The following is a 24,011-nucleotide window of genomic DNA, read 5'->3' as shown; positions in this document are numbered from 1 at the left end:
CGGGGCGGTCGGGCTCCGGGGTGCGTTCCCGGCGTCAGACGACGGCCCGGGTCGCCGGGCGGCGGCCGCGCTGGACGACCAGCACGCCGACGACGGCGACCAGGACGCCGACCACCGGCGGGATGAACCACTGCACCTCGTTGCTCCACCAGGCGGCGACCGCGGCGACTGCGTAGACCGCGACGTTGCGCCACTCGACCGGGGGCAGGTGCTCGGTACCGCCGCTCATCCCGCCGCGCCAGCGGGCCAGGTGGTCGCCGATGACCACGCCGCCCAGCGGCGGGATCAGGATCCCCAGCCAGACCAGGTACTCGATGAGGTTGTCGTAGATGCCGGTGACCGCGAGCAGCGTCCCGAGCACCACGCCGCCGATCACGAACGGCTTCTTGGACGGGGAGTTGGCGATCTCCGCCCCGGCGACGCCGAAGTTGTAGGCGGTGTTGTCGTTCGTGGTCCACAGGTTCGCGACGAGGAACACCAGCCCCCACCCCACCAGCCCGAGCTGGTAGAGGACGAGGACGAAGTCCCCCTCGCCGAACGCCAGCGCACCGATGGCGCCGAAGCCGAGCATGAGCAGCTCGCCGATCAGGAAGGCGACCACGCAGGCCCAGAAGCCGGCGCGCGGGGTGCGGGCGAAGCGGGTCCAGTTGGGTGCCTGCGTCCCGCCGGAGGCGAAGGTGCCGACGACGACGGTCACGGCGACCGCCACGGTCATCGACCCGGACGGCTCGATGCCGGTCAGCCCGCTCCAGCCGCCGACCTCCTCGAGGCAGCGCCAGGTCACCCAGCCGGCGAGCACCAGCATCAGCGGCACCGACACCAGGGAGAGGGCGTACATGCCCTTGTAGCCGTAGTAGGCGGTCACGCCCATGACCGCGCCGCCGACGAGCATCAGCGCGACCTCCGCGCCGCGGCTCTCCCAGCCCAGCGCACCCGCCGTGAGCGCGGCCAGGGTCGCGACGGTGACGCCGTACCAGCCCACCTGGGTGCCGCCGAGCAGCAGTGAGGCGAGCTTGGCCCCCGTCCGGCCCAGCGTGTAGCGGCACATCATGACGGTGGTCAGGCCGGTGCGGGCCCCGATCCCGCCGATCACCGCGACGTAGACGCCGAGGACGGCGCTGCCCAGCAGCAGCACCCAGAACAGCGTGGTCGCCCGGAACGCCTCCCCGATCTGCGCGCCGGCGAGCATGGTCGGGGTGAAGAAGGTGAACCCGAGCAGCACGATCGCCAGCGAGAACAGGGACCGGCGGGCCGACGCCGGGACCGGGTCGATCGGGTAGTCGGGGTCGACGACCTCCGGCGAGGTCGCGTCGCTCCGGACCGGGGCGCTGCTCATGCCCGCACCTCCGCGTCCTGCTCGTCGGCGCCGATGTCCTCGTGCCACAGCTGCGGACGGGCGGCGATGAAGTCGCGCATCATGTCGGCGCACTCCGGGTCGTCGAGCACGAGCACCTCGACGCCGTGCCCGGCCAGCCAGTCGTGGCCGCCGGAGAAGGTCCGTGCCTCGCCCACCACCAGGCGGGAGATGCCGAACTGGCGCACCAGCCCGCTGCAGTACCAGCACGGCGACAGGGTGGTGACCATGGTGGTCCCGCGGTAGGAGCGCTGCCGGCCGGCCGCCCGGAAGGCCGCGGTCTCGGCGTGCACGGAGGGGTCGTCGTCCTGGACCCGCCGGTTGTGCCCGCGACCGAGCACCTCGCCGTCACGGCCGACGAGGGCCGCACCGATGGGGATGCCGCCGGCAGCGGCCCCGGACCGGGCCTCCTCGAGCGCGACGGCGAGCCAGACCCGCGCGGTGGCGGGGTCCAGCGGTGTCAGGGGAGCGGCCATCGACGGCCTCCTCGCGACTCGGGCCGCGACCGGTGCCGCGGCGACGACTGCGGTCGAGGCTGGGCGAGCGGGCCGGTGTGCGCAACGATCACCCCGTCAGGGATCGGCGCGGTGATCCGTGACGTCGTGTCGGGTCGGAGAGGGGTCCGGTGCTCACCATCGCCGAGTTCCTCGCGCTCCCGGCCGTACGGGACGCGGCTCCGGAGGAGGCCGTGGCGCCGGCCTCGCCGGAGACGTCGGTCCGGTGGGTGCACTCCAGCGAGATCTACGAGATCGGTCCGCTGCTGTCGGCGGGCGACCTGCTGCTGACGACGGGCCTGGGGCTGGCCGGCGTGGATGCCGGGGCCCGCCGCCACTGGGTGCGGGAGCTGGCCGGCCGCGGGGTCGCGGCCGTCGCCGTGGAGCTGGGCCGGTCGCTGCCCGACCTGCCGGGGGAGCTGCTCGACGAGGCGCGCCGTCGCGGGCTGCCGCTGTACGTGCTGCGCCAGGTGGTGCCCTTCATCCGGGTCTGCCGGGAGGCCAACGCGGTCATCCTCGACGCCGACGCGCGCCGGATCCGGATGGTCGACGCCGTCCTCGCCGACGTGCACGCAGCGCTCGCCGCCGGCGGCGGGACACCGGGCCTGGTCACCGCGGCCGCGGCCGTCACCGGCGGCCCGGTGGCACTGGTGACCCGGTCGGGCCGGGTCGTCGCGGCGGCCGGGGTCCGTGACGAGCGGGCTACCGACCGGCTGCTGCGCCGCCCGGCCGCGGCGGCGCCGGTCCGGGTCTGGGACGTCGACTGGGGTGCGGTGGCGCTGGGCGCGGGCTCGGCGACCGACTCCGCCGGCCTGGACCTGCTCGCGCCGCGGCTGGCCCGCGTGGCCGCGGTGGCGGTGGGTCAGTCGGGGGCCGGTTCGGCGGGCGACCCGGCCGCCGCCCTCCTGGCGGACCTGCTCACCGACACCGTGCCCGGGACGCGGGAGCTGCTGCTGCGGGCCGGGCTCGCCGACTTCCACCCGGCTCCGGGTGCCGCGGTCGTGGGCCTGGCCGCCAGCGCCCCCGACCCGCGCCCGGTCCTGGCGGGCTGGGCACGGGCCGCCCACGGCGAGGGGCTGGAACTGCTGGCGGGACGGGTGCGCGGGGAGGCGCTGGGGCTGGTCGCCGTCCCGGGGTCCCCCGACCGCACCGATCCCGTCGGGTGGCTGACCGGGCTGCTGCCCGCGACGGGGACGGTCACGACGGTGGGGCCGGCAGTGCCGCTGGCCGAGGCCGGGCACTCCCTGCGCCAGGCGCACGCGGCCCTGCCGACCGCCACGCTGCTGGGATGCGGGACCGTGCCCACCCGGGAGCTGACCCTGCCGCAGCTGTTCGCCGGGCTCGACGACCGCGCGCTGCGGCGGCTGGTCGAGGACGCCCTCGCCCCGCTCACCGCCTGGGACGCCGCCACCGGCAGCGACCTGGTGCACACCCTGGCGGTGCACCTGCGGGCCGGCGGCAGCCGGACCCGCACGGCGGCGGCGCTGCACGTGCACCGCCAGTCGCTGTACCAGCGGCTGGCCCGCATCGAGACCCTGCTGGGCCGGCCGGTGGACGACCCGGCATCGCACGAGCAGCTGGTGGTCGCGACCACCGCCGCGCAGCTGCTGCACGCCCGCGACCGCTCCGACGGGCGTCCCCGCGGACGGTGAGCACCCGGGGCCGGCAGGCTCAGACCGCCACGTCGGTGTCCCAGTCGACGTGGGAGCCGGTGAGCCACGCGTCGAGCGGGGTGGTGCGCCGCGCCAGGTGCCGCGCGAACAGCGGCATCGCCACCCGGTCCCGCACCCAGCGCCCCACCGGCCCCGGTGCCTTGGCGTCCCCCGTGCGCTTCCCCCGGCGGACGACGGCCTCGACGCGCCGGCGGCGCAGCCGTTCATAGACGGCGCAGGCGTCGTCGACCCCGGGGACGTCACGGAGGCAGCGGGCCAGCGCCACGGCGTCCTCGAAGGCCATCGACGCACCCTGCCCGGAGGCGGGCGAGGCCGCGTGGACGGCGTCGCCCACGAGCACCATGCCGTCGCAGTGCCAGGTGGGCACCCGCGGGAGGTCGTAGGTCGGCCAGCCGGCGAAGAGGGCATCGCTGGCGTCGAGCAGGTCGCCGACGGGCAGCCGGTCCCCGGCGAAGAGCTCGCGCAGGCGCGGTCGCCACGCCTCGGCGTCGTCGGCGGCGACGTCGGCGCGGCTGGGCTCCTGCGCGCCGGGCGGGTTGGCGAACCACCAGACGTCGCCGTCGGGGTCGGCGACGGTGCCGAGGAAGCAGCGGCGGCCGAACCAGAAGTCCATGACCCCCGGCGGCCGCCCGAGGTCGAGGCCGCGGGCGTACCCGCCGACGTTGAGCAGGCCGGTGTAGCGGGCCGACGGCGCCGCCGGGTCCACCAGCGTCCGGGTGCGCGAGCGCAGGCCGTCGGCGCCGACGAGCAGGTCGCCGTCGGCGGTGGCGCCGTCGGCGAAGCACGCCCGCACCCGCCCGCCCGCCAGCGACCCGGCGTCACCGAGCCGCCGGCCGTGGTGGACGGGGATCCCGTCGCGGGCGAGCGCCGACCGCAGCACCGCGTACAGGTCCGCACGGCGGATGCTCGTCGCCCCTAGTCCGTCGGGGCGGGGGGCCGACGAGTCGAAGGCGACCAGTTCCCGGCCGTCGGCGGCACGCACGGCCATCCGGGGCGTGGGGAAGCCGGCCGCCTCGACCTCGCGGGCCAGTCCGAGCGGGACCAGCGCATCGAGGCCGTTGGCGGCGAGCGTGAGCCAGGCCCCCTGTCCCTCGGCCGGCCCGGCGGCCTCGTGGACGGTCACCTCCACGCCGACGAGGTGCAGCGCGAGCGCCGTCGTCAACCCCGCCAGTCCGCCACCCACCACGATGGCCTCCATGGCCACTTCCCCCTAGTTCGTTCGATCTAACGAACGAACTGTCACGGTTAGGCTCCGGCCGTGTCAAGGGCACACGAGGACCTGGTCGCGCAGACACTGGCCGCCGGCCGGGAGCTCTCCACGGCGGTCGTCATGTTCCACACGGCCGTGGGCGGGCTGGCCGAGCTGTCGGTCACCGAGACCAAGGCCCTGGAGGTCATCCACCGTGCCGGTCCGCTGACGCCCGCGGATCTCGCCGTGCACACCGGGCTGGCGCCGGCCTCGGTGACCGCACTGCTCGACCGGCTCGAGCGCAAGCAGGTGGCCCGCCGGGTGCCGCACCCGACCGACGGCCGCCGGTCCCTGGTGGAGATCGACCCCGGGCACCTGGCCCGCCAGCAGGAGGTCTTCTCCGACCTCGTGCACCGGCTGGAGGAGCTCGGCGCGGACTTCGACGAGGCCGAGCTGGCGACCGTCGTCCGCTACCTGCGCGCCGCCACCGCCGCCCAGGTGGAGGCCACGCGGCGGCTCACCGGCGACCGGGCCGGCGAGCCGCCCGCGCGGGGCTGAGGGCGCCGTGGCAGCAGCCCGCGAGGTCGTCGCTCAGCGCGGGCTGCTGCCGGTGGGAGCGGGACCGCGACTCAGTCCCGGTAGCCCTCGAGGGCGGCCACCCGGGCGAAGATCTCCCGGGTGTCGGGGCGCTCGAGCGACGGGTCGAGCTCGAGGTACACCGCCATGACGTTCTGCGCGATGCGGCCGGACTCCGCCCACTCGCCGAAGCGCCCGAGTGCGATGTCGTGCATCGCCTCGGTCGGGCTCATCCCGGCCCGGTACCGCTTCGTGGCCTCCTCCTCGACGAAGAGGAGGTAGTCCCGGACCTGCCGGATCCCGGAGGTGTCGGTCACCGGTCCGTGTCCGGGGACGACGTGGACCGGTTCGAGCCCGAGCATGGTGTCGCAGGCCCGGACCCAGTTCCGCAGCGGCCCGGCCCAGATGATCGGCGTCCCCCCGATGAACAGCAGGTCCCCGGTGTACAGGACCCCGGCGGAGGGGACCCACGCGACGCTGTCGCCGGCGGTGTGTGCCGGTCCGAGCTCCAGGAGGTGGACCTCGACACCGCCGACGTCGAGGACCTGCCGTCCGTCGAAGGTCTCGGTGGGGCGGAGCGGACTGCAGTCGCTCCAGTCGAAGGGCGCGAAGATCTCCCGGGCGAAGCGCCCGGGACCACCCGGCGCGTCCCGGAGGCTCATGATCAGGTCCGGCCCCGCGTGCTGCATCTCCTGCGCGGTCGCCGACGAGGCGACGATGCGCGCGTCGGGGAACACCTGGTTGCCGAACCAGTGGTCGCCGTTGGAGTGGCTGTTGACGACCGTCCTGATCGGCGCGGACGCGGTCACCTCCCGCATCCCCTCGACCATGGACCGGGTCATGGGGACGTCGAAGAGCGTGTCGAACAGCAGCGACTCGTCCGAGCCGACCACCAGGCCGGCGTTGCTCCATCCCCAGCTGCCGTCCGGCTCGAGCCAGGCGTGGCAGCCGTCGACGAGGTGGTGCAGTCCGCGGGAGAACTCCAGGTCCGACACCGCTGCCGCCTCAGAACCCGGTCCGCAGGGGGTGCACGGCCGGACCGGGCACCACCTCGTTCTCGATCTCGCCGATCCCCTCCACGCGCATGCGCACCCGGTCACCCGGCTCCAACCACCCCCGGAAGCCCTGGCCCGCGTCGCCGCCGCTCATCGAGAAGTGCTCGAACAGGCAGCCGGTGGGCACGGTGCCGGATCCGAGCACGTCGCCCGGGCGCAGTGTCGTCCCGCGGGAGGCGTAGGCGACGATCTCGCCCCACGACCAGTCCATCTGTTCCATGGAGCCCCCGCCGACCTCCTCGTCGTTGACCCAGACGCGCATGTCGAGGGCGAAGGAGTTGCCGCTGGCGTGCGGCGCCAGCTCGTCGGCCGTGACGAACACCGGCCCCAGCGTCGTCGAGCTGTCCTTGCCCTTGGCCGGGCCGAGGTTCAGGCGCATCTCGCGGGCCTGCAGGTCCCGGGCGCTCCAGTCGTTGAAGATCGTGTACCCGGCGACGTGGTCGGCCGCGGTGGCGGGGTCCAGGTCCGAGCCTGTCCGGCCGATCACGGCCGCCACCTCCAGCTCGAAGTCGAAGCGCTCGCAGCCGGGGGGCACCGGCACGGGGTCGTGCGGACCGATCACCGCGACGGGGTTGGTGAAGTAGAAGGCCGGGATCTGCTCCCACTCGGGATTCAGCTGGGCCGCGGCACCGAGTCCGGCGCGGCAGTTGCGCATGTGCTGCAGGAAGCACAGGAAGTCCCGCATGGCCGGCGGCTGCAGCGGCGCCCGCAGGGTGGCGCCCTCGAACGGACGGGTGTCCTGGGGCGCGGACGTGGCGCGCTCGGCCGCTGCCTGCAGTCGCGATCCGTCGTCCCCGAGCAGGTCGACCAGCGTGGTCCCCGGCTCGAGCCCGTGGATCCGGTCGTCGACGACCAGGCCGACGCGGTCGGTGCCGTCGGCGTCGTAGGTCACCCATCTCATGGCTGTGCCTCCTGGGGTCCGGGCTCCGGCCGACCGTCGGCCGTGAGCAGGAACTTGCGGATCTTGCCGACCGAGGTCCGGGGGAGCTCCTCGACGAGGTGGACCTCGTGCGGACGCTTGGCGGGGGAGAGGTTCGCGGCACACCAGGCGAGGACCGACTCGACCAGGTCGGGTGCCGGCACCCCCGCCGGCACCACGTGGGCCACCGGGACCTCGGTGCGGACGGGGTCCGGGCGCGCGGTGACGGCGACCTCGAAGACGCCGGGGTGCCGGGCGACGACCTGCTCGATCTCGACGGCCGAGACGTTCTCGCCGGCCACCTTGAGCTGCTCGCTGCTCCGGCCGGAGAAGGACCACGTGCCGTCGGCGGCGACGGTGGCCCGGTCGCCGGTGCGGAACCAGATCCGTCCGTCCGCCTCCCGCGCCGTGACCACCCCGTCGCTGGAGCGGGGGTCGTCGAGGTAGCCCGTGAAGACGGTGCGGCCGGGGAGGCCCCCGACCTGGATCTCGCCGTGTCCCGGCAGGGGGAGCGGCGCGCCGGAGTGCAGGTCACCGAGGCGGACGAGGCACCCCGGCGTGACGCCTCCGAGGCCCGCCGGGCCGGCTGCCCCGGCCGGCTGGCTGAGCACCGCGGGGCCGGTCTCCGTCATGCCGTAGAGCTGTCGCGGCCGGCAGCCGACCAGTCGGGTGACCCGGGCGTACTCGTCGGCGGTGAGGTCCTGCGCGAACCACATGTGCTCCAGTGGGCGGCGCAGCGGACGGTCCCCGCCCCGGGCCAGGACCATCCGCAGCGGTGCTGCGAACAGCGAGGCGTGCGTGGCCTCCAGACGCTCGAGCTGGGTCAGGTACCTCGTCGCCGAGAAGGCGGGCACCAGGGCGACGGAGGCGCCGACCGCGATGGCCGCCGCGAAGCAGTAGTACTGGGCGTTGGCGTGGAACAGGGGGAGCGCGACGAGGAAGCGGGAGCGCGACCCGAGCCCGGCGGCCTCGGCCATGACCAGGCCGGTGTGGGCGTAGACCCCCTGGCTGACGACCACCCCCTTGGGTGCCGAGGTGGTGCCGGACGTGAAGAGCACGCTCAGGACGTCCTCGGCGGTGACCGCCGGCGCCGGCGCGGGGGAGTCGCCGTCCCGGGCCAGGCCGCCCACGGTCGTGTCGACGGCCGAGGACACGACGACCGTCCGGCCGTCCAGCGCCCCGCTGGGGACCTGTCCTGCCTGGTCGGCCCCGCACACGACCAGCCGGGGCCGCAGGCGCGCGTGCTGGTGCGCCAGCTCCGGGGCGCGGGCCCGCGGGTCGCTGCTGCTGAAGGTCGCCCCCAGGACCGAGCAGGCCAGCCAGACGGCCACGAAGGCCACCGAGTTCGGCAGGACCAGCAGCACCCGGTCGCCCCTGCCGACGCCGCGGGCGGCCAGTCCGGACGCCGTCCTGCCGACCACCGCGTCGAACTCCGCGTAGGTCCACGTGACGGCGGTGCCCTCCTCGGTCTCGAAGACGAGGAAGGGCCGGGCCGCGTGGTCGCGCACGGCCCGCGACCACAGGCCGGCGAAGGACGGCCAGCTCAGCTCTCGGCGCTGCACGGTGAGGACTCCGGGGGTGTGTGGGCCGGGCGGCGAAGAAGGTCTTGCCTCAACAATCAATTGAATATAAACATGGCCTGGATCACACCTGTCAAGGGAGACGAGATGCGCATCCGGATGCTCAGCGTGGTGATGGCCGCCGCCCTCGTGACCGCCGCGTGCGGGGGGTCGGACGGGGACTCCGGCACCGGAGGGGGCTCGGGGTCGTCAGCCGGCCCGGCCGACGAGGACGCGACGCTGCGCTTCTCGTTCGGGACGCCGGCGGGGAGCAACTACGACCCCGCGACCACGACCAACCAGTTCGTGAACGTCTACCTCTACCCGGTGTACGACCGGCTGGTCGACGTGACGCCCGAGGGTGAGCTCCAGCCGATGCTCGCCGAGTCCTGGGAGTTCACCGACGACGACCGGACTCTGCGCCTCACGCTGCGCGAGGGGGTCGTCTTCCACGACGGCACGCCGTTCGACGCCGAGGCGGTCAAGGCCAACATCGACCGCGCGAAGAGCCTCCCCAACTCCTCGCTCAAGGCCGACCTCGCGGCGGTGAGCGAGGTCGTGGTCGTCGACGAGCGGACCGTGGACCTGCGGCTGGGCGCGCCCGCGGGCTCGCTGCCGGCGCTGTTGGCCGACCGCGCCGGGATGATGGTCAGCCCCGCCGCCTTCGGGAACCCGGACCTCGACCTCCAGCCGGTGGGGACGGGTCCCTACCGCGTGACCGAGCACCAGCCCGGCGTCGTCATCCGGTACGAGCGGTCCGCGGACTACTGGGCCCCGGACGTCCAGACCCTCGGGGGCCTGGAGATCCAGATGCAGCTCGACCCCGAAGTGCGGCTCCGCTCGGTCAGCGGGGGCCAGGCCGACGCCACCCAGCTCAACCCCGACCAGGTCGAGGCGGCGGAGGGGCCGGGGGTCACCGTGGACTCCGCGCCGTCGCTCGGGTCCTTCACCCTCTTCCTGAACAAGAGCGGCCCGGCGCTGTCGGACCAGCGCGTGCGCGAGGCCATCAGCCTGGCCATCGACCGCCAGGGCATCAGCGACGCGCTGCAGGCGGGGCGGTGCACGCCGAGCGCACAGCTGTTCCCCGAGGACTACTGGGCGCACAACCCCGACATCGAGGCGCCCGAGTACGACCCCGACCGCGCCCGCGAGCTGCTCGCCGAGGCGGGGCAGTCGGACCTGTCCCTGAACGCCGTCGTGATCAACGTGCCCTTCTACACGGCGCAGTTGGAGGCCATCCAGGCGCAGCTGGCGGAGGTGGGCGTCGACCTGACCGTCACGTCGCTGGAGCCCACCGAGCTGCTGTCGCGCTTCGTCGGCGGCGAGGCGGACATGTACTTCAGCAACTGGCCCGGGGCGACCGATCCGGCCAAGACCGTGGCGACGCTCCTCTCGGCCCAGGGCACCCTGAACCCCGGCGGGTACACCAACCCGGAGATCGACCGCCTGGCGCTCGAGGGACTGTCGGCCACCACGCAGGAGGACCGGGCGCCGGCCTACCAGGAGCTGTCCGAGGTCATGGTCGAGGACGCCACCCAAATCGTCGTCTGCAACGCCACGAACACCTTCGTCCACACCGAGCAGGTCTCCGGCCTGGAGTCGACGCTGACCGGGCTGTTCGACTTCCGCGGGGTGACGGTCAGCGCATGATCCGCATGGTGGCGAGGAGGCTCCTCGCCCTCGTCCCGCTGGTCTTCCTCGTGACCCTGCTGGTCTGGGGGCTGGTCCTCGTCATCCCGGGGGACCAGGCCCTGGCCATCGCGGGTGACTCCGCGACGCCCGAGCAGGTCGAGGCCATCCGGGAGGACCTGGGGCTCGACGACCCGGTGCCCGTGCGGTACGGGCGCTGGCTGGCCGCCGCGGTCCAGGGCGACCTGGGGACGTCGCTGTACACCAGCTACTCGGTCACCGACGCCCTGGCCGACCGGCTGCCGGTGACGCTGTCGCTGGTCTTCGTCTCCTTCGCCCTCGCCGTCGTCGTGGGCACCGCGATCGGCATGCTCGCGGCGAACCAGAAGGGCCGCCTCACCGACCGGCTCCTCACCGTCACGACGTCGGTGGGCCTGGCGGTGCCCAACTTCTGGCTGGGCCTGCTCCTCGTCACCTTCTTCGCGCTCAAGCTGGAGTGGTTCCCCTCCGGGGGGTACGTGCCGTTCACGGAGGACCCGGCCGGGTGGCTGCGCAGCATCACCCTGCCGGCCGTCACGCTCGCGACGGCCGTGGCCGCCGAGCTCGCCCGGCAGATGCGCGCCAGCATGTCCGACGTCCTGGAGCGGGACTTCATCCGGACCCACCGGGCCAAGGGCCTCCGGCCGGCGACCATCGTCCGCCGGTACGCCCTGAAGAACGCGGCCATGCCCGTCATCACCGTGGCGGGGCTCCAGATCGCCCGCCTGTTCGGCCTGGCCACCATCGTCGAGATCATCTTCAACCTCAACGGGGTCGGCGCCCTCGCCGTGGACGCGGTGTTCGACCGGGACATCCCCGTGATCCAGGGCTGCGTCCTCCTCATCACGGTGATCGTGCTGCTGGTCAACCTCGTCGTGGACGTCAGCTACGGCCTGGTCAACCCGAAGGTGCGTGCGCAGTGACGACGATCCGGCCGACGGCCGCGCCGGGAGCGGGGGAGCAGCCGCTGACCGACCGGCCCGAGTCACCACGACAGCGGTTCGTCCGCCGGTTCCGCCGGGAACGCCCCGCCGTCGTCGCCTTCGTGGTGGTGGTGCTCGTCGCGCTGGCCGCGCTCCTGGCGCCGCTCCTGGCCACCCACGACCCCGACACCCAGGTGCTGGCCGACCGCCTGCAGGCACCCAACGGGGAGCACTGGTTCGGCACCGACGACCTCGGCCGGGACGTGTACTCCCGGCTGCTCTACGCCGGCCGGATCTCGTTGCTCGCGGCCGTCCAGGCGACGGCCATCGGGATCGCCCTCGGCGTTCCCCTCGGCCTCGCCGCGGGGTACCTCCGGGGCTGGGTGGACGTGGTGCTCAGCCGGATCGCCGACGCGGTCATGAGCATCCCGGCACTCCTGCTGGCCCTCGCCATCGTCGGCATCCTGGAGCCCGACCTCACCAGCGCGATGATCGCGATCGGTGTCGTCTACGCCCCCCAGTTCTTCCGGCTCACCCGCGCCAGCACGCTGGCGGTCCGCGAGGAGACCTTCATCGAGGCGGCGCGGAGCGTGGGCGGCACGTCGCGCGCGATCATCACCGGCCACGTGCTGCCCAACGCGCTCTCGCCGCTCGTCGTGCAGATCTCCCTGGCCATGGGCTTCGCGATCCTCTTCGAGGCGAGCATCAGCTTCCTGGGCCTGGGCGTGCAGCCGCCCGACTCGTCCTGGGGCTCGATGCTCGGCCGGTCGACCCGGTTCTTCGAGCAGAGTCCGCACCTGGTGCTCATCCCCGGCCTGGCCATCCTCGTGACGGTCCTCGCCTTCAACGTGATCGGCGACGGCGTCCGGGACTCGCTCGGCAGGGAGATCAGGAGGCCGACACAGTGACCGGCGCAGGGACCGACGCACTGCTGGAGGTGGAGGGCCTCGCGGTGGAGTTCGCGACGGCCCAGGGCTGGGCCCGGGTGGTCGACGACGTGTCCTTCACCATCGGGCACGGGGAGACGCTGGGGCTGCTCGGTGAGTCCGGCTGCGGGAAGTCGGTGACCTCGCTGGCGGTCATGGGGCTGCTGCCGCCCCGGTCGTCGCGCATCGCCGCCGGCTCGATCCGGCTCGCGGGCCGCGAGCTGCGGGGGCTGTCGGAGTCCCAGCTCAGTGACGTGCGCGGCAACCTCGTCTCGATGATCTTCCAGGAGCCCATGACCAGCCTGGACCCCGCGTTCCGCGTGGGGGAGCAGATCTCCTCGGTCCTGCGCCGCCACCGCGGCACCTCCCGCAGCGGAGCGCGCGAGCGGGCCGTCGAGCTGCTGGACCTGGTCGGCATCCCCGACGCGGCCCAGCGGGTGGACGACTACCCGCACACCTTCTCCGGCGGCATGCGGCAGCGGGTGATGATCGCCATCGCCCTGGCGTGCGAGCCGGACCTGCTCATCGCCGACGAGCCCACCACGGCGCTCGACGTCACGGTGCAGAAGCAGATCCTCGAGCTGCTCGCGGACCTGCAGGACCGCCTCGGCATGGGTGTCCTGTTCGTCACGCACGACATGGGCGTCATCTCCCAGATCAGCGACCGCGTCGTCGTCATGTACGCCGGGCAGGTCGTGGAGCAGGCGTCGACGGAGGAGGTCTTCTGGCACCCGCAGCACCCCTACACGGAGGGCCTGCTCGCCTGCCTGCCGGCCGAGCACGGCCGGGAGCGGCTGCGGGGCATCCCCGGGCTGGTGCCGGGTCCGCTCGACCTCCCGGGCGGCTGCCGGTTCCACCCGCGGTGCCACCACGCCCGTGCGGGCCTGTGCGACGTCACCCCACCGGGCCTCGACGAGGTCCACTCCGGTCACCGTGCCCGCTGCCTGCTGGCGCGGGACCTCGAGCTGCGGGGGATCTCCTGATGGCCGAGCCGCTGCGGGTGCTCGGGGCGGCGTCCCCGGAGCCGCTCCTCGTCGTCCGCGACCTCACCAAGACGTTCGTCACGCGACGGGACCTGCTCGGCCGGCCACGGGAGCGGCTGACCGCCGTCGACGCCGTGTCCTTCGAGCTGGCGGCCGGCCGGACGCTCGGCCTCGTCGGCGAGTCCGGCTCCGGGAAGAGCACGACCGGCCGCCTGATCGCCCGGCTGGTCGAACCCGACGCCGGCACCGTGGTCCTCGGCGGCCGCGACGTCACGGCCGCCGGCCGCGAGGCCCTGCGGGAGCTGCGCCGCGACGTGCAGATGGTCTTCCAGGACCCGTACTCCTCGCTGGACCCGTCCTGGATCGTCGCCGACGTCATCGCCGAGCCGCTCCGGTACCACTCCGGGCTCGGACGCCGGGAGCGGCACCGACGGGCGGCCGAGCTGCTGGACCAGGTCGGCCTGGACCGGCGCGCGGCGATGCGCTACCCGTACGAGTTCTCCGGAGGACAGCGCCAGCGGCTGGCCATCGCGCGTGCCCTGGCGCTGAACCCCCGGCTGATCATCTGCGACGAGGCGGTGTCGGCTCTCGACGTCTCGACCCAGGCGTCGATCATCACGCTGCTCGAGGACCTCCAGCGCGAGCTCGGGGTCAGCTACCTGTTCATCTCCCACGACCTGGCCGTCGTCCGGCACGTCAGCCACCACGTCGCCGTCATGCGCCGCGGCGCGATCGTCGAGACCGGCGACGCCGACCGGGTGTGGTCCGCCCCGCGGGAGGACTACACCCGGGCACTGCTCGACGCCGTCCCCAGAGTCGCGAGGCGGGTGTGAAGGATGTCGCGAGACGCGAGGGTTCAGTCTGGTGGCCGTGAACGACGTACCGCTGACACGGATCGACTGGGTCGAGGCCCAGATCAGGCAGGCCATCCTCGACGGCGAGCTCGCACCCGGCGAGCGCCTGATCACCGCCACCCTGTCGGAACGCTTCTCGGTCAGCCCGACGCCCCTGCGGGAGGCGCTGCAGCGGCTGGCCGGGGAGGGCCTGGTCGAGTTCGCGGCGCAGCGGGGTGCGCGGGTCACGCCACTGTCGGCCCGCGACCGGGACGAGCTGGCCGAGCTCCGGAAGCTCCTGGAGCCGGAGACGGCGGCCCAGGCGGCCCTGCACGGGGGCCCCGAGTGGCGGGCGCTCGTCGAGGCGACGTCGGCCACCCTGCTGGCGACCCTGGGGCAGGCCACCACCACCCCCGTGGCCCGCGAGCTCGCCTACCGCGCCTTCTACGAGGCGACGGCCGGCGGCTGCCCCTCGACGCGGCTCCGGAACATGTCCCGGGTCGTCCGCGACCAGGCGTCGCGCTACCGGCTGGCGGTGAGCGACGGCCTGGACCGGGAGGAGCTCGCCACGGTGCACCGGTCGCTGGTCGGCGCACTCCTGGCGGGACGGCCCGCCGAGGTCCGGACCGCGATCGAGCGGGAGATCGTGGCCTACGAGTCGGTCGGCCTGGACATGACCGCGGAGCCGGAGGCGGCGGTGGCCCCGGGAGCGCGGGGGTGAGCCCCCCGGGACGGTCGGGGTCGGTCGGCGACCGGCTCACCTGGCGGGCCGGGGTCGACCCGCGCCGACCCTTCCTCGTGCGGGTGGGTCCCGGCGGGCAGCAGACCGTCCTCTCCTACCGGGACGTGTGGCTGGAGTCCCGCGCCATGGCCCGCCTGCTCAGCCAGCTCGGCGTGCGCCGGGGCGACACGGTCCACGTCCAGCTGGGCAACGTGCCCGAGCTGCTGGTGTGCCTGTTCGCCGTCGCCCACCTCGGCGCGGTGCTCGTGCCGACGCACCCGTCGTCGACCGTCGACGACGTCGCCTACGTGATGTCGCACGCGGGCTGCCGTGTCAGCGTCACGGCCCTGGACCGGATGCCGGTGGTGGCCGCCGCCGCGGAGATGGTCCCCGAGCTCGCTCAGGTCGTGACCGTCGGCGGAGCGGCCGACGGCGCCATCTGCTGGGAGGACGTCCGTCCGGGCCTGGCCGAGGGGGAGCTCCCGGACGCGCGGCCGGGGCCGGGGGACCTGCTCGCCGTCCTCTACACCTCCGGTAGCAGCGGGTGGCCGAAGGGCGTGATGCTCACCCACGGCAACCTGCTCTTCGCCGGGGAGGCGGTCGCCCAGCTCGTCCGGCTGCGGGCCGAGGACCGCTGGCTGGTCACGCTGCCGCTCTCGCACGCCAACGCGCTGCTCTACTCGGTGATGTCGGCGTTCGTCACCGGCGCCTCCGCGGCACTCGTGCCGGCGTTCGACCCCGCCCGCTGGGCGGAGCAGACGAGGGACGTCTCGGCGACCGTGGCCAGCCTGTTCGCCGTGCACGTGCGCGCGGTCCTCGGGGCCAGTCCCGGCGGTGTGGACACCAGCGGCCTGCGGCTCACCCTCTTCGCCCAGCACCTGACCGAGCACGAGCGGGTGGTGTTCGAGGAACGCTTCGCCACCCGGCTGGTCCAGGTGTACGGGCTGACCGAGACCCTCGCGCCCACACTGTCCGACCCGGTTCACGGGCCGGCCGTGCCCGGGACCGTCGGCCGGCCCACGCCCTGGGTGCACACCCGCCTGGTCGATCCCGACGGCGTCGAGGTCGCACCGGGTGATGCGGGGGAGCTGCTCGTGCAGGGGGTGCCCGGCCACTCCCTCATGGCCGGCTACCTGGGACGCGAGGAGGACACCCGCCGGATCCTCCGCGACGGCTGGTTCGCCACCGGCGACCACCTGCGCGCCCTGCCCGACGGTTCGCTGGAGTTCCTCGGGCGTGCCGAGGACGTCCTCAAGCCCGGCGTCGACAACGTCTCGGCCGCCGAGGTGGAGCGCGTCCTGCTCGAGCACGTCTCGGTGGTCGACGCCGCGGTCGTCGGCGTCAGCACACCGGAGCGCGAGGAGCACATCGTCGGCTTCGTCGTCCTCCGGCCCGAGGACGACGCGACGGAGGCGGAGGTCCTGGCGTGGGCGGGTGACCGGCTCGCCGCGCACAAGGTCCCCGAGCGGGTCGTCGCCGTCCCCGCCCTGCCCCGCAACGCCGTCGGCAAGGTGCTCAAGCGCCAGCTCGGCACCGCCCACGTCCACGCCGCACCACGCGTGCCCCCTGCCCGCTGAGGGGGACCGGCCGGATCCCGGCCACGACCGGCGCACCGTCGCGCCCTGACCGGAGAGGAACCCCCATGAGCTCGTCCCACGGCGACCACGACCTCGGACCGTCGCGCCTCGAGGAGGTGAACGACGGCGTCTTCGCCTACATCCAGCCCGACGGCAGCTGGTGGATCAACAACACGGGGCTGCTCGTCGCCGACCAGGGCGCCGTCTCCATCGACACGTGCGCGACGGAGCGGCGCACCCGCGAGTTCCTCGACGCGGTGCGGACGGTGACCACCCGTCCGGTGCGGACGCTGGTCAACACCCACCACCACGGCGACCACACGCACGGCAACTACCTGCTCCCCGACGCGACGATCGTCGGACACGAGCTCACCCGGGAGGCGGTCATCGAGACCGGCGTCCCCGGCCCGGAGGGGCCGCTGCCGTACTGGACGCACTTCGACACCGGCGCCCTGGAGCTCGCTCCTCCGTTCCTCACCTTCACCGACCGGGTGACCCTCTGGTCGGGGGACCTGCGCTGCGAGGTCCGCCACGTGGGCACGCCCGCCCACACGACGAACGACTCGATCGTGTGGATCCCCGAGCGGTCGACCCTCTTCGCCGGCGACCTGCTCTTCAACGGCGGCACCCCGTTCCTGCTGATGGGGTCGCTCGCGGGTTCGCTGGAGGTCATGGAGAAGGTCGTGGCCCCGCTCGAGGCGACGACGATCGTGCCCGGGCACGGGCCGGTCGCGGACGGCTCCCTGGTCCCGCAGATCCTGGGCTATCTCCGCTTCCTCGAGCGGACCGCGCGGGAGGGCCGTGACGCCGGCCTCTCTCCGCTGGAGGCCGCACGGCAGTGCGACCTCGGTGGGTACGCGGAGTGGTCGGACCAGGAGCGCATCGTCGGCAACCTGCACCGCGCCTACGCCGAGCTCGACGGCGCCGAGCGCGGCGCGCCGATCGACCTCGAGGCCGCACTCGGCGACATGGTCACCTACAACGGCGGCCGACGGCTGACCTGCCTGGCCTGAGCCGGGCGGGTGCGCCGGGCCCCTCCGCGGAGGCCCGGCGCACCCGCCCGCTCACGACCCGATGGGACGCCAGGAGAAGGACCCCGTCCTCCCCACCCTTCGCAGGCTCAGGGTGGGACCCGGGACGGGGCCGCTCACAACCCGATGGGATGCCAGACGGTCTTCGTCTCGAGGAACCGTGTCATCCGCCCGGTGCCCGGGTCGGCGGTCCAGTCCGGCTCCTCCGCCGGCGGACGCAGCACCCGCTTGATGCTGCCGGCCGCCAGCCGCTCGAGCTCCAGCGCCCGGCCGGCCGGGGCGCCGGTGAGGTCGATGGCGTCGACGTCGTCGTGCTCGGCCAGCCAGGGGCCGATCTCGCCCGCGTCGCCGGTGAGCAGGTTGACCACGCCGCCGGGGACGTCGCTGGTGGCCAGCACCTCGCCGAGGGTGACCGCCGGCAGCGGTCGCTCCCTCGACGTCACGACGACGGCCGTGTTGCCGCCGGCGAGCACCGGCGCGAGCACGCTGACCAGGCCGAGCAGCGACGAGCGCTGGGGCGCGAGGACCGCGACGACGCCGCTCGGCTCGGGCAACGAGAAGTCGAAGAACGGCCCGGCCACCGGGTTGGCGCTGCCGAGGACGGCGGCCAGCTTGTCGGTCCACCCGGCGTACCAGACCCAGCGGTCGACGGCGGCGTCGACGACGGCACGCGCGCGGCCGGCCGACAGGCCCTCGCCCGCGGCGACCTCCTCGCAGAACTGCGCGTGCCGGCCCTCCATCACCTCGGCCACCCGGTAGAGCACCTGCCCGCGGTTGTAGGCGGTGGCCCGCGACCACTTCCCGAAGGCGGCCCGGGCGGCGACGACGGCGTCCCGGGCGTCCTTGCGGGAGGCCAGCGCGGCGTTGGCGAGGAACGCCCCGCGGGCGTCGTGCACCTCGTAGGTGCGGCCGGACTCCGACCGGGGGAAGGCCCCGTCCACGTACAGCTTGTAGGTCTTGCGGACGGCCAGCCGGTCCGACATCAGGAGCTCTCCTTCAGGTAGGCGGCGAGCCCGTGCCGGCCGCCCTCACGGCCGTAGCCGGACTGCTTGTAGCCGCCGAAGGGCGACGTCGGGTCGAACTGGTTGAACGTGTTGGCCCACACCACGCCGGCGCGCAGCCGGTCGGCGATCGCGAGGATCCGGGAGCCCTTCTCGGTCCAGATGCCGGCCGAGAGCCCGTAGGTGGTGTTGTTGGCCTTGGCCACCGCCTCGTCCGGGGTGCGGAAGGTGAGCACCGACAGCACCGGGCCGAACACCTCGTCCCGGGCGATGCGGTGCGCGGGGGAGACGTCGGTGAACACCGTCGGCGGGAACCAGAAGCCGCGGTCGGGCAGCTCGCAGGCCGGCTGCCAGCGGTGCGCGCCCTCGGCCTCGCCGATGTCGGAGAGCTCCCGGATGCGGGCGAGCTGGTCGGCGGAGTTGATCGCCCCGATGTCGGTGTTCTTGTCCAGCGGGTCGCCGACCCGCAGACTGCCGATCCGCCGCTGCAGCGAGGCGATGACCTCGTCGTGGACCGACTCCTGGACCAGCAGCCGCGAGCCCGCACAGCAGACGTGGCCCTGGTTGAAGAAGATGCCGCGCACGATGCCCTCGACGGCCTGGTCGATCGGGGCGTCGTCGAAGACGATGTTGGCCGCCTTGCCGCCGAGCTCCAGGGTCAGCACCTTGCGGGTCCCGGCGACGGCGCGGGCGATCGAGCGGCCCACCTCGGTCGAGCCGGTGAAGGCGACCTTGTCGACGTCCTCGTGCTCCACGACGGCGCGGCCGGTGTCGCCGGCCCCGGTGACGATGTTGACCACACCGGGCGGCAGGTCGGCCTGGCGGCACACCTCGGCGAACAGCAGCGCCGTCAGCGGGGTGGTCTCGGCCGGCTTGAGGACGACGGTGTTGCCGGTGGCCAGCGCCGGGGCGACCTTCCACGCCAGCATCAGCAGCGGGAAGTTCCACGGGATGACCTGGCCGGCCACGCCGTGCGGACGCGGGTCGGGGCCCAGGCCCGCGTGGCCGAGCTTGTCGGCCCACCCCGCATGGTAGAAGAAGTGCGCCGCGGCCAGGGGCACGTCGACGTCGCGGGACTCCCGGATCGGCTTGCCGTTGTCCAGCGACTCCAGGACGGCGAACTCGCGGGCCCGCTCCTGCAGGATCCGCGCGATCCGGAACAGGTACTTGCCGCGGTCGGCGGGGCGCATCGGCCCCCACACGCGGGTGAACGCCCGGCGGGCGGCCTTCACGGCGCGGTCGACGTCGGCCTCGGTGCCCACCGCGATCTCGCTGAGCACCTCCTCGGTGGCCGGGTTGACCGTCTTCATCGACTCCCCGGAGCCGTCGACGAACTCGCCGTCGACGAACAGTCCGTAGGACGGCGCGACGTCGACGATCGACCGGGACTCGGGGGCGGGGGCGTACTCGAACAGCTGGCTCATCAGTCGGTCCCCATCAGTCGATGCTCACGTGGTCGGGGCCGGAGTAGTGGCCGGTGCGGAGCTTCTGCCGCTGCAGGAGCAGGTCGTTGAGGAGGCTGGAGGCGCCGAAGCGGAACCAGTCGGGGGACAGCCAGTCGGCGCCGACGGTCTCGTTGACCAGCACCAGGTGCTTGACGGCGTCCTTGGTCGTGCGGATCCCGCCGGCGGGCTTGACGCCGACCTGGCGCCCGGTGGCGGCGCGGAAGTCGCGGACCGCCTCGAGCATCACCAGGCAGACCGGCAGGGTGGCGGCCGGGGAGATCTTGCCGGTGGAGGTCTTGACGAAGTCCGCGCCGGCGAGCATCGCCAGCCAGGAGGCCCGGCGGGCGTTGTCGTAGGTGAACAGCTCGCCGGTCTCGAGGATGACCTTGAGGTGTGCGTCCCCGCACTCCTGCCTCACCGCGACGATCTCCTCGAACACCTCGAGGTAGCGGCCGGAGAGGAAGGCGCCGCGGTCGATGACCATGTCGATCTCGTCGGCGCCGTTGCCCACGGCGTCGCGGACGTCGGCGAGCTTGACCTCCCGGCTGGCGCGGCTGCTCGGGAAGGCGGTGGCGACGGCGGCCACGTGGACGCCGGAGCCCTCGAGCGCCTCCACCGCGACGCCGGCGAGGTCGCCGTAGACGCAGACGGCGGCGACCGCGGGGGCGGTGGGGTCGGCCGGGTCCGGGCGGCGGGCCTTGGCGGCCAGCGAGCGGACCTTGCCGGGGGTGTCGGCGCCCTCGAGCGTGGTCAGGTCGACCATCGAGATGGCGGTGTCGATCGCCCAGGCCTTGGCCGTGGTCTTGATCGAGCGGGTGCCGAGGGTGGCGGCGCGCTGCTCGGCGCCCACTTGATCGACACCGGGCAGGCCGTGCAGGAAGGCGCGGAGGGCGGCGTCCGAGCGGGTCACGTCGTCGAACGGCGCTCCGGACCCGGGGGCGGGCCGGGTCCCGGCCTCGAGGGTCCCGGGGTCGAGCACGTGGGTCATGCGGCCATTCTCCCCGTGCGCCCGGTCACCGCGGGACGCCGGTCACCCGGCCCTCCCTCGCAGTCGTGACAGCGTGGGACACGGCCACGACGACGAGGCAGGCCCTGCTCACCTGGACCACCGTCGCACCGCTGGTCGTCCCGGCCTCCTCGTGGGGCCGCGACCCCGGTCCGGTCCTCGTCGGCGTGGTCGCCGCCGTGCTGGTGGGCGCGGTGCTGGTGGGCGCGGTGCTGGCCGCGGTCCACCATGCCGAGGTGGTCGCCCACCGGGTGGGGGAGCCGTTCGGGTCGCTCGTGCTCGCCGTCGCGGTGACGGTCATCGAGGTCGGGCTGATCCTCACGCTCGTCACCCTCCGGCGGGGACGAGGCCGCTTCTTCCTCGCCGTCGCGCCCTGAGCCGGGGGGGCGCGACCGATACGGTGTCGCGCGTGCAGTTGACCGTCGTGGACCACCCGCTCGCCCGTGCCCGTCTGTCGCGCATGCGCGACGAGCGCACCGACAACGCCGCGTTCCGGGCCGCGCTGCGCGAGCTGACCCAGATGCTGGTCTACGAGGCCACCCGCGACCTCGCCGTCGCCGAGGAGCCGATCACCACCCCGGTGACGACGACGACCGGCTACCGGCTGGCCGCGCCGCCGCTGATCGTGCCGGTGCTGCGCGCCGGGCTGGGCATGGCCGACACCGCGCACGGGATGCTGCCGGAGTCGCAGATGGGCTTCGTCGGCCTCGCGCGCAACGAGGCGACCTTCCAGCCCGAGGCGTACATGGCCTCGCTGCCGGAGTCGCTGGTCGGCCGGCACGTGTTCGTCCTCGACCCGATGCTGGCCACCGGTGGCTCGCTGGTGCACTGCTGCACGCTGCTCACCGAGCGCGGCGCCACGGAGATCACCGTGCTCTGCACCCTGGCCGCGCCGGCCGGGCTCGAGCGGCTGGAGCAGAGCGGGCTGCCGCTGCGGGTCTTCACCGCCAGCGTCGACGAGGGGCTCAACGACAAGGCCTACATCGTCCCCGGCCTCGGTGACGCCGGGGACCGCCAGTTCGGCGCGGTCTGACCGTGCGCTTCGCGGTCCTGGGCACCGGTCACTGGGCCCGCACGGTGCACGCCGCGGCGATCGCCGCGCACCCCACCGCCGAGCTGGCCGGCATCTGGGGCCGCGACGCCGCGAAGGCCGCCGAGGTCGGCGCGGAGTTCGACGTCCCCGGCACGGACGACCTCGCCGCGCTGCTCGAGCAGGTCGACGCGGTGTCGGTCGCCGTCCCGCCCGACGTCCAGGTGCCCCTCGCCGAGCAGGCGGCCGCCGCCGGCCGGCACCTGCTGCTCGAGAAGCCGATCGGCCTGACCGTCGCCGAGGCCGACCGGGTGGCCGGTGCGGTGCGGTCCGCGGGCGTGGCCTCGGTCGTGTTCTTCACCTTCCGGTTCCAGACCGCGACGACGACCTGGCTGACGCAGGCGGCCCGGACCCGGCTGGCCGGCGGCGCCGCCTCGTGGCTGTCCGCGCTCGCCGGCAGCCCCTTCGACTCGGCCTGGCGCCGGCAGCACGGGGCGCTGTGGGACATCGGCCCGCACGCGCTGTCGCTGCTGGTCCCGGCCCTGGGCCCGGTGGTCTCCGTGCAGGCCGGCGCGGGGGCCGGCGACACGGTGCACCTGGTGCTCCAGCACGCCACCCCGGGGGTGACCTCCACCGTCACGCTGTCGCACACCGTCGCGCCGCTGGCCACGGGCATCGAGTTCAGCGTGCACGGGGACGCCGGCCGGCTGGTGCTCCTGCCCGACACCGAGAGCCCGGTCGCGTCGCTGTCCGCGGCGGTCGACGAGCTCGGTGCCGCGGCGCTCACCGGGGGCGCCCACCCGTGCGACGTCGGCTTCGGCCGCGACGTCGTCGTCGTGCTGGCGACCGCCGAGCGGGCCCTGGCCTCGGGCTGCCGGGAGTCCGTCCCCACCTGAGCCGGTCCGCAGGTCGGCCGCCAGTTCCGCGCAACCGCCGTCCAAGGCCGCCCCGCCAGTCTCGGTCCCGACGTCCTGGAGCCCCGAACGCGGGCCGGACACGGGAGAGCGACATGAGCGAGTACTCGTACCTGGGCCACGGCGGCCGGACCACGCAGGCTGCGGACCCGGGGAGCTGGTACGTCCGCCGCGGCCGGATCGGCCGCCGCACCTACTGGCTGCACTACGCGCTGCCGCTGTGGGCGGCCAGCGTGGCGGCGATCTGGGCCGACATCGCGCTGGGGACGGCCTGGTACACGACGTCCTACGAGTCCTACGGCTACTACTCCTACAGCACCGACGTCAGCTTCTCGGGCGGGCCGATCACGCTGCTGGCGTCGCTGGCGCTGTTCGCGCCGTCGATCAGCGCGGCGGTCACCCGGCTGCACGACACCGGCCGCTCGGGCTGGTTCCTGCTGTGGGGGCTGGTCCCGATCGCCGGCCCGATCGTCCTGTTCGTGGTGGTCGGCTGCCTCGCCGGCGAGTCCGGCCGCAACCGGTACGACGGCGCTGCGTACCCGGGCCTGCGGGAGCCGCAGCTCGCGACCTGGTGAAACCGGTTGACCGGACCGGCCAGCCTGGAGGGGTGCGGATGACCTTCTCCCGGCTGGCCGACCGGCGTCCGGTGGAGACGCGCGTCGAGCGCGACGACGGGGTCGTCTTCTCCCTCCGCGGTGCAGGGGGCGGGGCCGACCTGTCGCACGATCTGGTGCACGCGCTGGTCGAGACCGAGCTCGGCATGACCGACGGCATCTGGGGCTGCATCGCCGACGGCGTCGTCTGGACGACGATGCGGCACGTCTCCGGCCGCCAGCCCCCGCGCGCCGCCGGGCGCTCGGCCCGGCTCAAGCGGGAGCGGGCGGCGGCGATCCAGCGGGCGGAGGGCGTGGCCGACCTGGTCTCCCGGTCGGCGCGCGGGGCGGCGGTGCTGCCCGGCGAGGCCGCCGCGCTCGACCTGCCGCCCTGGCAGCTCACGGCCGCCGCGGCCGCCCTGGCCGACGCCGGACGGCGCTGGCGTGCGCTGCCGGTGGGGGACACCTGGACCCTCGAGTGGCGCCCGCCGACGGCCCGTCCGGGGCGACGCCGCAGGTGAGGGGGCCGTCGGGCACACTC

24 protein-coding genes are annotated in these 24,011 nt (G+C 74.2%); 15 read left to right on the top strand and 9 right to left on the bottom strand.

Translation table 11 applies throughout. The annotated features are described in order from the left end of the window. Window positions 1-34 precede the first annotated feature (34 nt). Window positions 35-1,336 (bottom strand): cytosine permease, encoded by a 1,302-nt coding sequence (gene codB, locus BM414_RS03825; protein WP_093578107.1) that lies wholly within the window; start codon window positions 1,334-1,336, stop codon window positions 35-37. Beyond that, window positions 1,333-1,830, bottom strand: coding sequence for a nucleoside deaminase (locus BM414_RS03820; RefSeq protein ID WP_093578106.1), 498 nt, complete (start codon window positions 1,828-1,830; stop codon window positions 1,333-1,335). Before BM414_RS03820 ends, codB begins: the two co-directional genes overlap by 4 nt. Before the next feature lie 149 nt (window positions 1,831-1,979). On the opposite strand from BM414_RS03820, the gene BM414_RS03815 reads away from it, so the two are divergent. Further along, window positions 1,980-3,500 (top strand): PucR family transcriptional regulator, encoded by a 1,521-nt coding sequence (locus tag BM414_RS03815; RefSeq protein ID WP_093578105.1) that lies wholly within the window; start codon window positions 1,980-1,982, stop codon window positions 3,498-3,500. A 19-nt stretch (window positions 3,501-3,519) separates the two neighbouring features. On the opposite strand, the gene BM414_RS03810 is transcribed toward BM414_RS03815, so the two are convergent. Further along, window positions 3,520-4,719 carry an FAD-dependent oxidoreductase gene (locus tag BM414_RS03810; protein WP_093578104.1) on the bottom strand — a complete coding sequence of 400 codons (1,200 nt, stop codon included), beginning with the start codon at window positions 4,717-4,719 and terminating at the stop codon, window positions 3,520-3,522. 60 nt (window positions 4,720-4,779) lie between these two features. Here BM414_RS03810 and BM414_RS03805 point away from each other — a divergent pair, with 60 nt between their 5' ends. Next, window positions 4,780-5,268: a MarR family winged helix-turn-helix transcriptional regulator gene (locus BM414_RS03805; protein WP_217644535.1), complete on the top strand. Its 489-nt coding sequence runs from the start codon at window positions 4,780-4,782 to the stop codon at window positions 5,266-5,268. 71 nt (window positions 5,269-5,339) lie between these two features. Here the strand turns inward: BM414_RS03805 and BM414_RS03800 are convergent, their stop codons facing one another. The 3 genes from BM414_RS03800 to BM414_RS03790 are packed head-to-tail and all read right to left on the bottom strand — an operon-like array spanning window position 5,340 to window position 8,822. After that, window positions 5,340-6,281: an MBL fold metallo-hydrolase gene (locus BM414_RS03800; protein WP_093578103.1), complete on the bottom strand. Its 942-nt coding sequence runs from the start codon at window positions 6,279-6,281 to the stop codon at window positions 5,340-5,342. 10 nt (window positions 6,282-6,291) lie between these two features. After that, entirely contained in the window at window positions 6,292-7,242 is a 951-nt protein-coding gene (locus BM414_RS03795; RefSeq protein WP_093578102.1) for a fumarylacetoacetate hydrolase family protein, read from the bottom strand. After that, on the bottom strand, window positions 7,239-8,822 hold the full coding sequence (locus BM414_RS03790) for a class I adenylate-forming enzyme family protein (protein ID WP_217644534.1): 1,584 nt from the start codon (window positions 8,820-8,822) through the stop codon (window positions 7,239-7,241). The genes BM414_RS03795 and BM414_RS03790 overlap by 4 nt, the downstream gene beginning before the upstream one ends. A gap of 105 nt (window positions 8,823-8,927) precedes the next feature. On the opposite strand from BM414_RS03790, the gene BM414_RS03785 reads away from it, so the two are divergent. The 8 genes from BM414_RS03785 to BM414_RS03750 all read left to right on the top strand — a co-directional run bounded on the left by BM414_RS03785 (window position 8,928) and on the right by BM414_RS03750 (window position 17,463). Further along, window positions 8,928-10,469, top strand: coding sequence for an ABC transporter substrate-binding protein (locus BM414_RS03785; RefSeq protein ID WP_139245707.1), 1,542 nt, complete (start codon window positions 8,928-8,930; stop codon window positions 10,467-10,469). Continuing rightward, window positions 10,466-11,410 carry an ABC transporter permease gene (locus BM414_RS03780; RefSeq protein ID WP_093578100.1) on the top strand — a complete coding sequence of 315 codons (945 nt, stop codon included), beginning with the start codon at window positions 10,466-10,468 and terminating at the stop codon, window positions 11,408-11,410. Before BM414_RS03785 ends, BM414_RS03780 begins: the two co-directional genes overlap by 4 nt. Beyond that, window positions 11,407-12,318 carry an ABC transporter permease gene (locus BM414_RS03775; protein ID WP_217644533.1) on the top strand — a complete coding sequence of 304 codons (912 nt, stop codon included), beginning with the start codon at window positions 11,407-11,409 and terminating at the stop codon, window positions 12,316-12,318. The genes BM414_RS03780 and BM414_RS03775 overlap by 4 nt, the downstream gene beginning before the upstream one ends. Beyond that, a complete protein-coding gene (locus tag BM414_RS03770; RefSeq protein WP_093578099.1) occupies window positions 12,315-13,319 on the top strand; it encodes an ABC transporter ATP-binding protein in 1,005 nt (334 codons plus the stop codon). Before BM414_RS03775 ends, BM414_RS03770 begins: the two co-directional genes overlap by 4 nt. Beyond that, window positions 13,319-14,152: an ATP-binding cassette domain-containing protein gene (locus BM414_RS03765; protein WP_093578098.1), complete on the top strand. Its 834-nt coding sequence runs from the start codon at window positions 13,319-13,321 to the stop codon at window positions 14,150-14,152. The genes BM414_RS03770 and BM414_RS03765 overlap by 1 nt, the downstream gene beginning before the upstream one ends. A 37-nt stretch (window positions 14,153-14,189) precedes the next feature. Further along, window positions 14,190-14,873, top strand: a complete 684-nt coding sequence (locus BM414_RS03760) for a GntR family transcriptional regulator (protein ID WP_139245706.1) — start codon at window positions 14,190-14,192, stop codon at window positions 14,871-14,873. Next, complete coding sequence (locus BM414_RS03755; protein ID WP_093578096.1) at window positions 14,870-16,450, top strand: class I adenylate-forming enzyme family protein; 1,581 nt, start codon at window positions 14,870-14,872, stop codon at window positions 16,448-16,450. The genes BM414_RS03760 and BM414_RS03755 overlap by 4 nt, the downstream gene beginning before the upstream one ends. Window positions 16,451-16,515: 65 nt before the next feature. After that, window positions 16,516-17,463, top strand: a complete 948-nt coding sequence (locus tag BM414_RS03750) for an MBL fold metallo-hydrolase (protein ID WP_093578095.1) — start codon at window positions 16,516-16,518, stop codon at window positions 17,461-17,463. Window positions 17,464-17,597: 134 nt separating this feature from the next. Here the strand turns inward: BM414_RS03750 and BM414_RS03745 are convergent, their stop codons facing one another. The 3 genes from BM414_RS03745 to deoC are packed head-to-tail and all read right to left on the bottom strand — an operon-like array spanning window position 17,598 to window position 20,915. Beyond that, a complete protein-coding gene (locus BM414_RS03745) occupies window positions 17,598-18,464 on the bottom strand; it encodes an aldehyde dehydrogenase family protein (protein ID WP_093578094.1) in 867 nt (288 codons plus the stop codon). Next, window positions 18,464-19,906 (bottom strand): aldehyde dehydrogenase family protein, encoded by a 1,443-nt coding sequence (locus tag BM414_RS03740; protein ID WP_217644532.1) that lies wholly within the window; start codon window positions 19,904-19,906, stop codon window positions 18,464-18,466. Before BM414_RS03740 ends, BM414_RS03745 begins: the two co-directional genes overlap by 1 nt. Before the next feature lie 13 nt (window positions 19,907-19,919). Next, complete coding sequence (gene deoC / locus BM414_RS03735) at window positions 19,920-20,915, bottom strand: deoxyribose-phosphate aldolase (protein ID WP_093578093.1); 996 nt, start codon at window positions 20,913-20,915, stop codon at window positions 19,920-19,922. A 65-nt stretch (window positions 20,916-20,980) separates the two neighbouring features. Here deoC and BM414_RS03730 point away from each other — a divergent pair, with 65 nt between their 5' ends. The 5 genes from BM414_RS03730 to BM414_RS03710 all read left to right on the top strand — a co-directional run bounded on the left by BM414_RS03730 (window position 20,981) and on the right by BM414_RS03710 (window position 23,991). Further along, the gene (locus BM414_RS03730; protein WP_217644531.1) at window positions 20,981-21,310 is read left to right on the top strand and encodes a hypothetical protein; all 330 of its coding nucleotides are present in this window, start codon (window positions 20,981-20,983) and stop codon (window positions 21,308-21,310) included. A 32-nt stretch (window positions 21,311-21,342) separates the two neighbouring features. Continuing rightward, a complete protein-coding gene (upp, locus tag BM414_RS03725; protein ID WP_093578357.1) occupies window positions 21,343-21,966 on the top strand; it encodes a uracil phosphoribosyltransferase in 624 nt (207 codons plus the stop codon). 2 nt (window positions 21,967-21,968) lie between these two features. Continuing rightward, window positions 21,969-22,859, top strand: a complete 891-nt coding sequence (locus tag BM414_RS03720) for a Gfo/Idh/MocA family protein (protein WP_093578092.1) — start codon at window positions 21,969-21,971, stop codon at window positions 22,857-22,859. A 113-nt stretch (window positions 22,860-22,972) separates the two neighbouring features. Then, a complete protein-coding gene (locus BM414_RS03715) occupies window positions 22,973-23,452 on the top strand; it encodes a DUF805 domain-containing protein (RefSeq protein ID WP_093578091.1) in 480 nt (159 codons plus the stop codon). A gap of 38 nt (window positions 23,453-23,490) precedes the next feature. Continuing rightward, a complete protein-coding gene (locus BM414_RS03710) occupies window positions 23,491-23,991 on the top strand; it encodes a hypothetical protein (RefSeq protein WP_093578090.1) in 501 nt (166 codons plus the stop codon). Window positions 23,992-24,011: the final 20 nt, after the last annotated feature.

This window comes from Geodermatophilus amargosae, assembly GCF_900116515.1.
In the GTDB taxonomy this organism is placed as follows: domain Bacteria; phylum Actinomycetota; class Actinomycetes; order Mycobacteriales; family Geodermatophilaceae; genus Geodermatophilus; species Geodermatophilus amargosae.
The sequence above is the reverse complement of the archived record's forward strand: the minus strand, read 5'-3'. Positions and strand labels throughout refer to the sequence as shown.

What these genes read in the sequence shown, in the direction of transcription:
- codB (WP_093578107.1), bottom strand. Translation starts at nt 1,336, where the DNA reads ATGAGCAGCGCCCCGGTCCGGAGCGACGCGACCTCGCCGGAGGTCGTC.
- BM414_RS03820 (WP_093578106.1), bottom strand. Translation starts at nt 1,830, where the DNA reads ATGGCCGCTCCCCTGACACCGCTGGACCCCGCCACCGCGCGGGTCTGG.
- BM414_RS03810 (WP_093578104.1), bottom strand. Translation starts at nt 4,719, where the DNA reads ATGGAGGCCATCGTGGTGGGTGGCGGACTGGCGGGGTTGACGACGGCG.
- BM414_RS03795 (WP_093578102.1), bottom strand. Translation starts at nt 7,242, where the DNA reads ATGAGATGGGTGACCTACGACGCCGACGGCACCGACCGCGTCGGCCTG.
- BM414_RS03785 (WP_139245707.1), top strand. Translation starts at nt 8,928, where the DNA reads ATGCGCATCCGGATGCTCAGCGTGGTGATGGCCGCCGCCCTCGTGACC.
- BM414_RS03780 (WP_093578100.1), top strand. Translation starts at nt 10,466, where the DNA reads ATGATCCGCATGGTGGCGAGGAGGCTCCTCGCCCTCGTCCCGCTGGTC.
- BM414_RS03765 (WP_093578098.1), top strand. Translation starts at nt 13,319, where the DNA reads ATGGCCGAGCCGCTGCGGGTGCTCGGGGCGGCGTCCCCGGAGCCGCTC.
- BM414_RS03750 (WP_093578095.1), top strand. Translation starts at nt 16,516, where the DNA reads ATGAGCTCGTCCCACGGCGACCACGACCTCGGACCGTCGCGCCTCGAG.
- BM414_RS03745 (WP_093578094.1), bottom strand. Translation starts at nt 18,464, where the DNA reads ATGTCGGACCGGCTGGCCGTCCGCAAGACCTACAAGCTGTACGTGGAC.
- BM414_RS03740 (WP_217644532.1), bottom strand. Translation starts at nt 19,906, where the DNA reads ATGAGCCAGCTGTTCGAGTACGCCCCCGCCCCCGAGTCCCGGTCGATC.
- deoC (WP_093578093.1), bottom strand. Translation starts at nt 20,915, where the DNA reads ATGACCCACGTGCTCGACCCCGGGACCCTCGAGGCCGGGACCCGGCCC.
- BM414_RS03715 (WP_093578091.1), top strand. Translation starts at nt 22,973, where the DNA reads ATGAGCGAGTACTCGTACCTGGGCCACGGCGGCCGGACCACGCAGGCT.
- BM414_RS03710 (WP_093578090.1), top strand. Translation starts at nt 23,491, where the DNA reads ATGACCTTCTCCCGGCTGGCCGACCGGCGTCCGGTGGAGACGCGCGTC.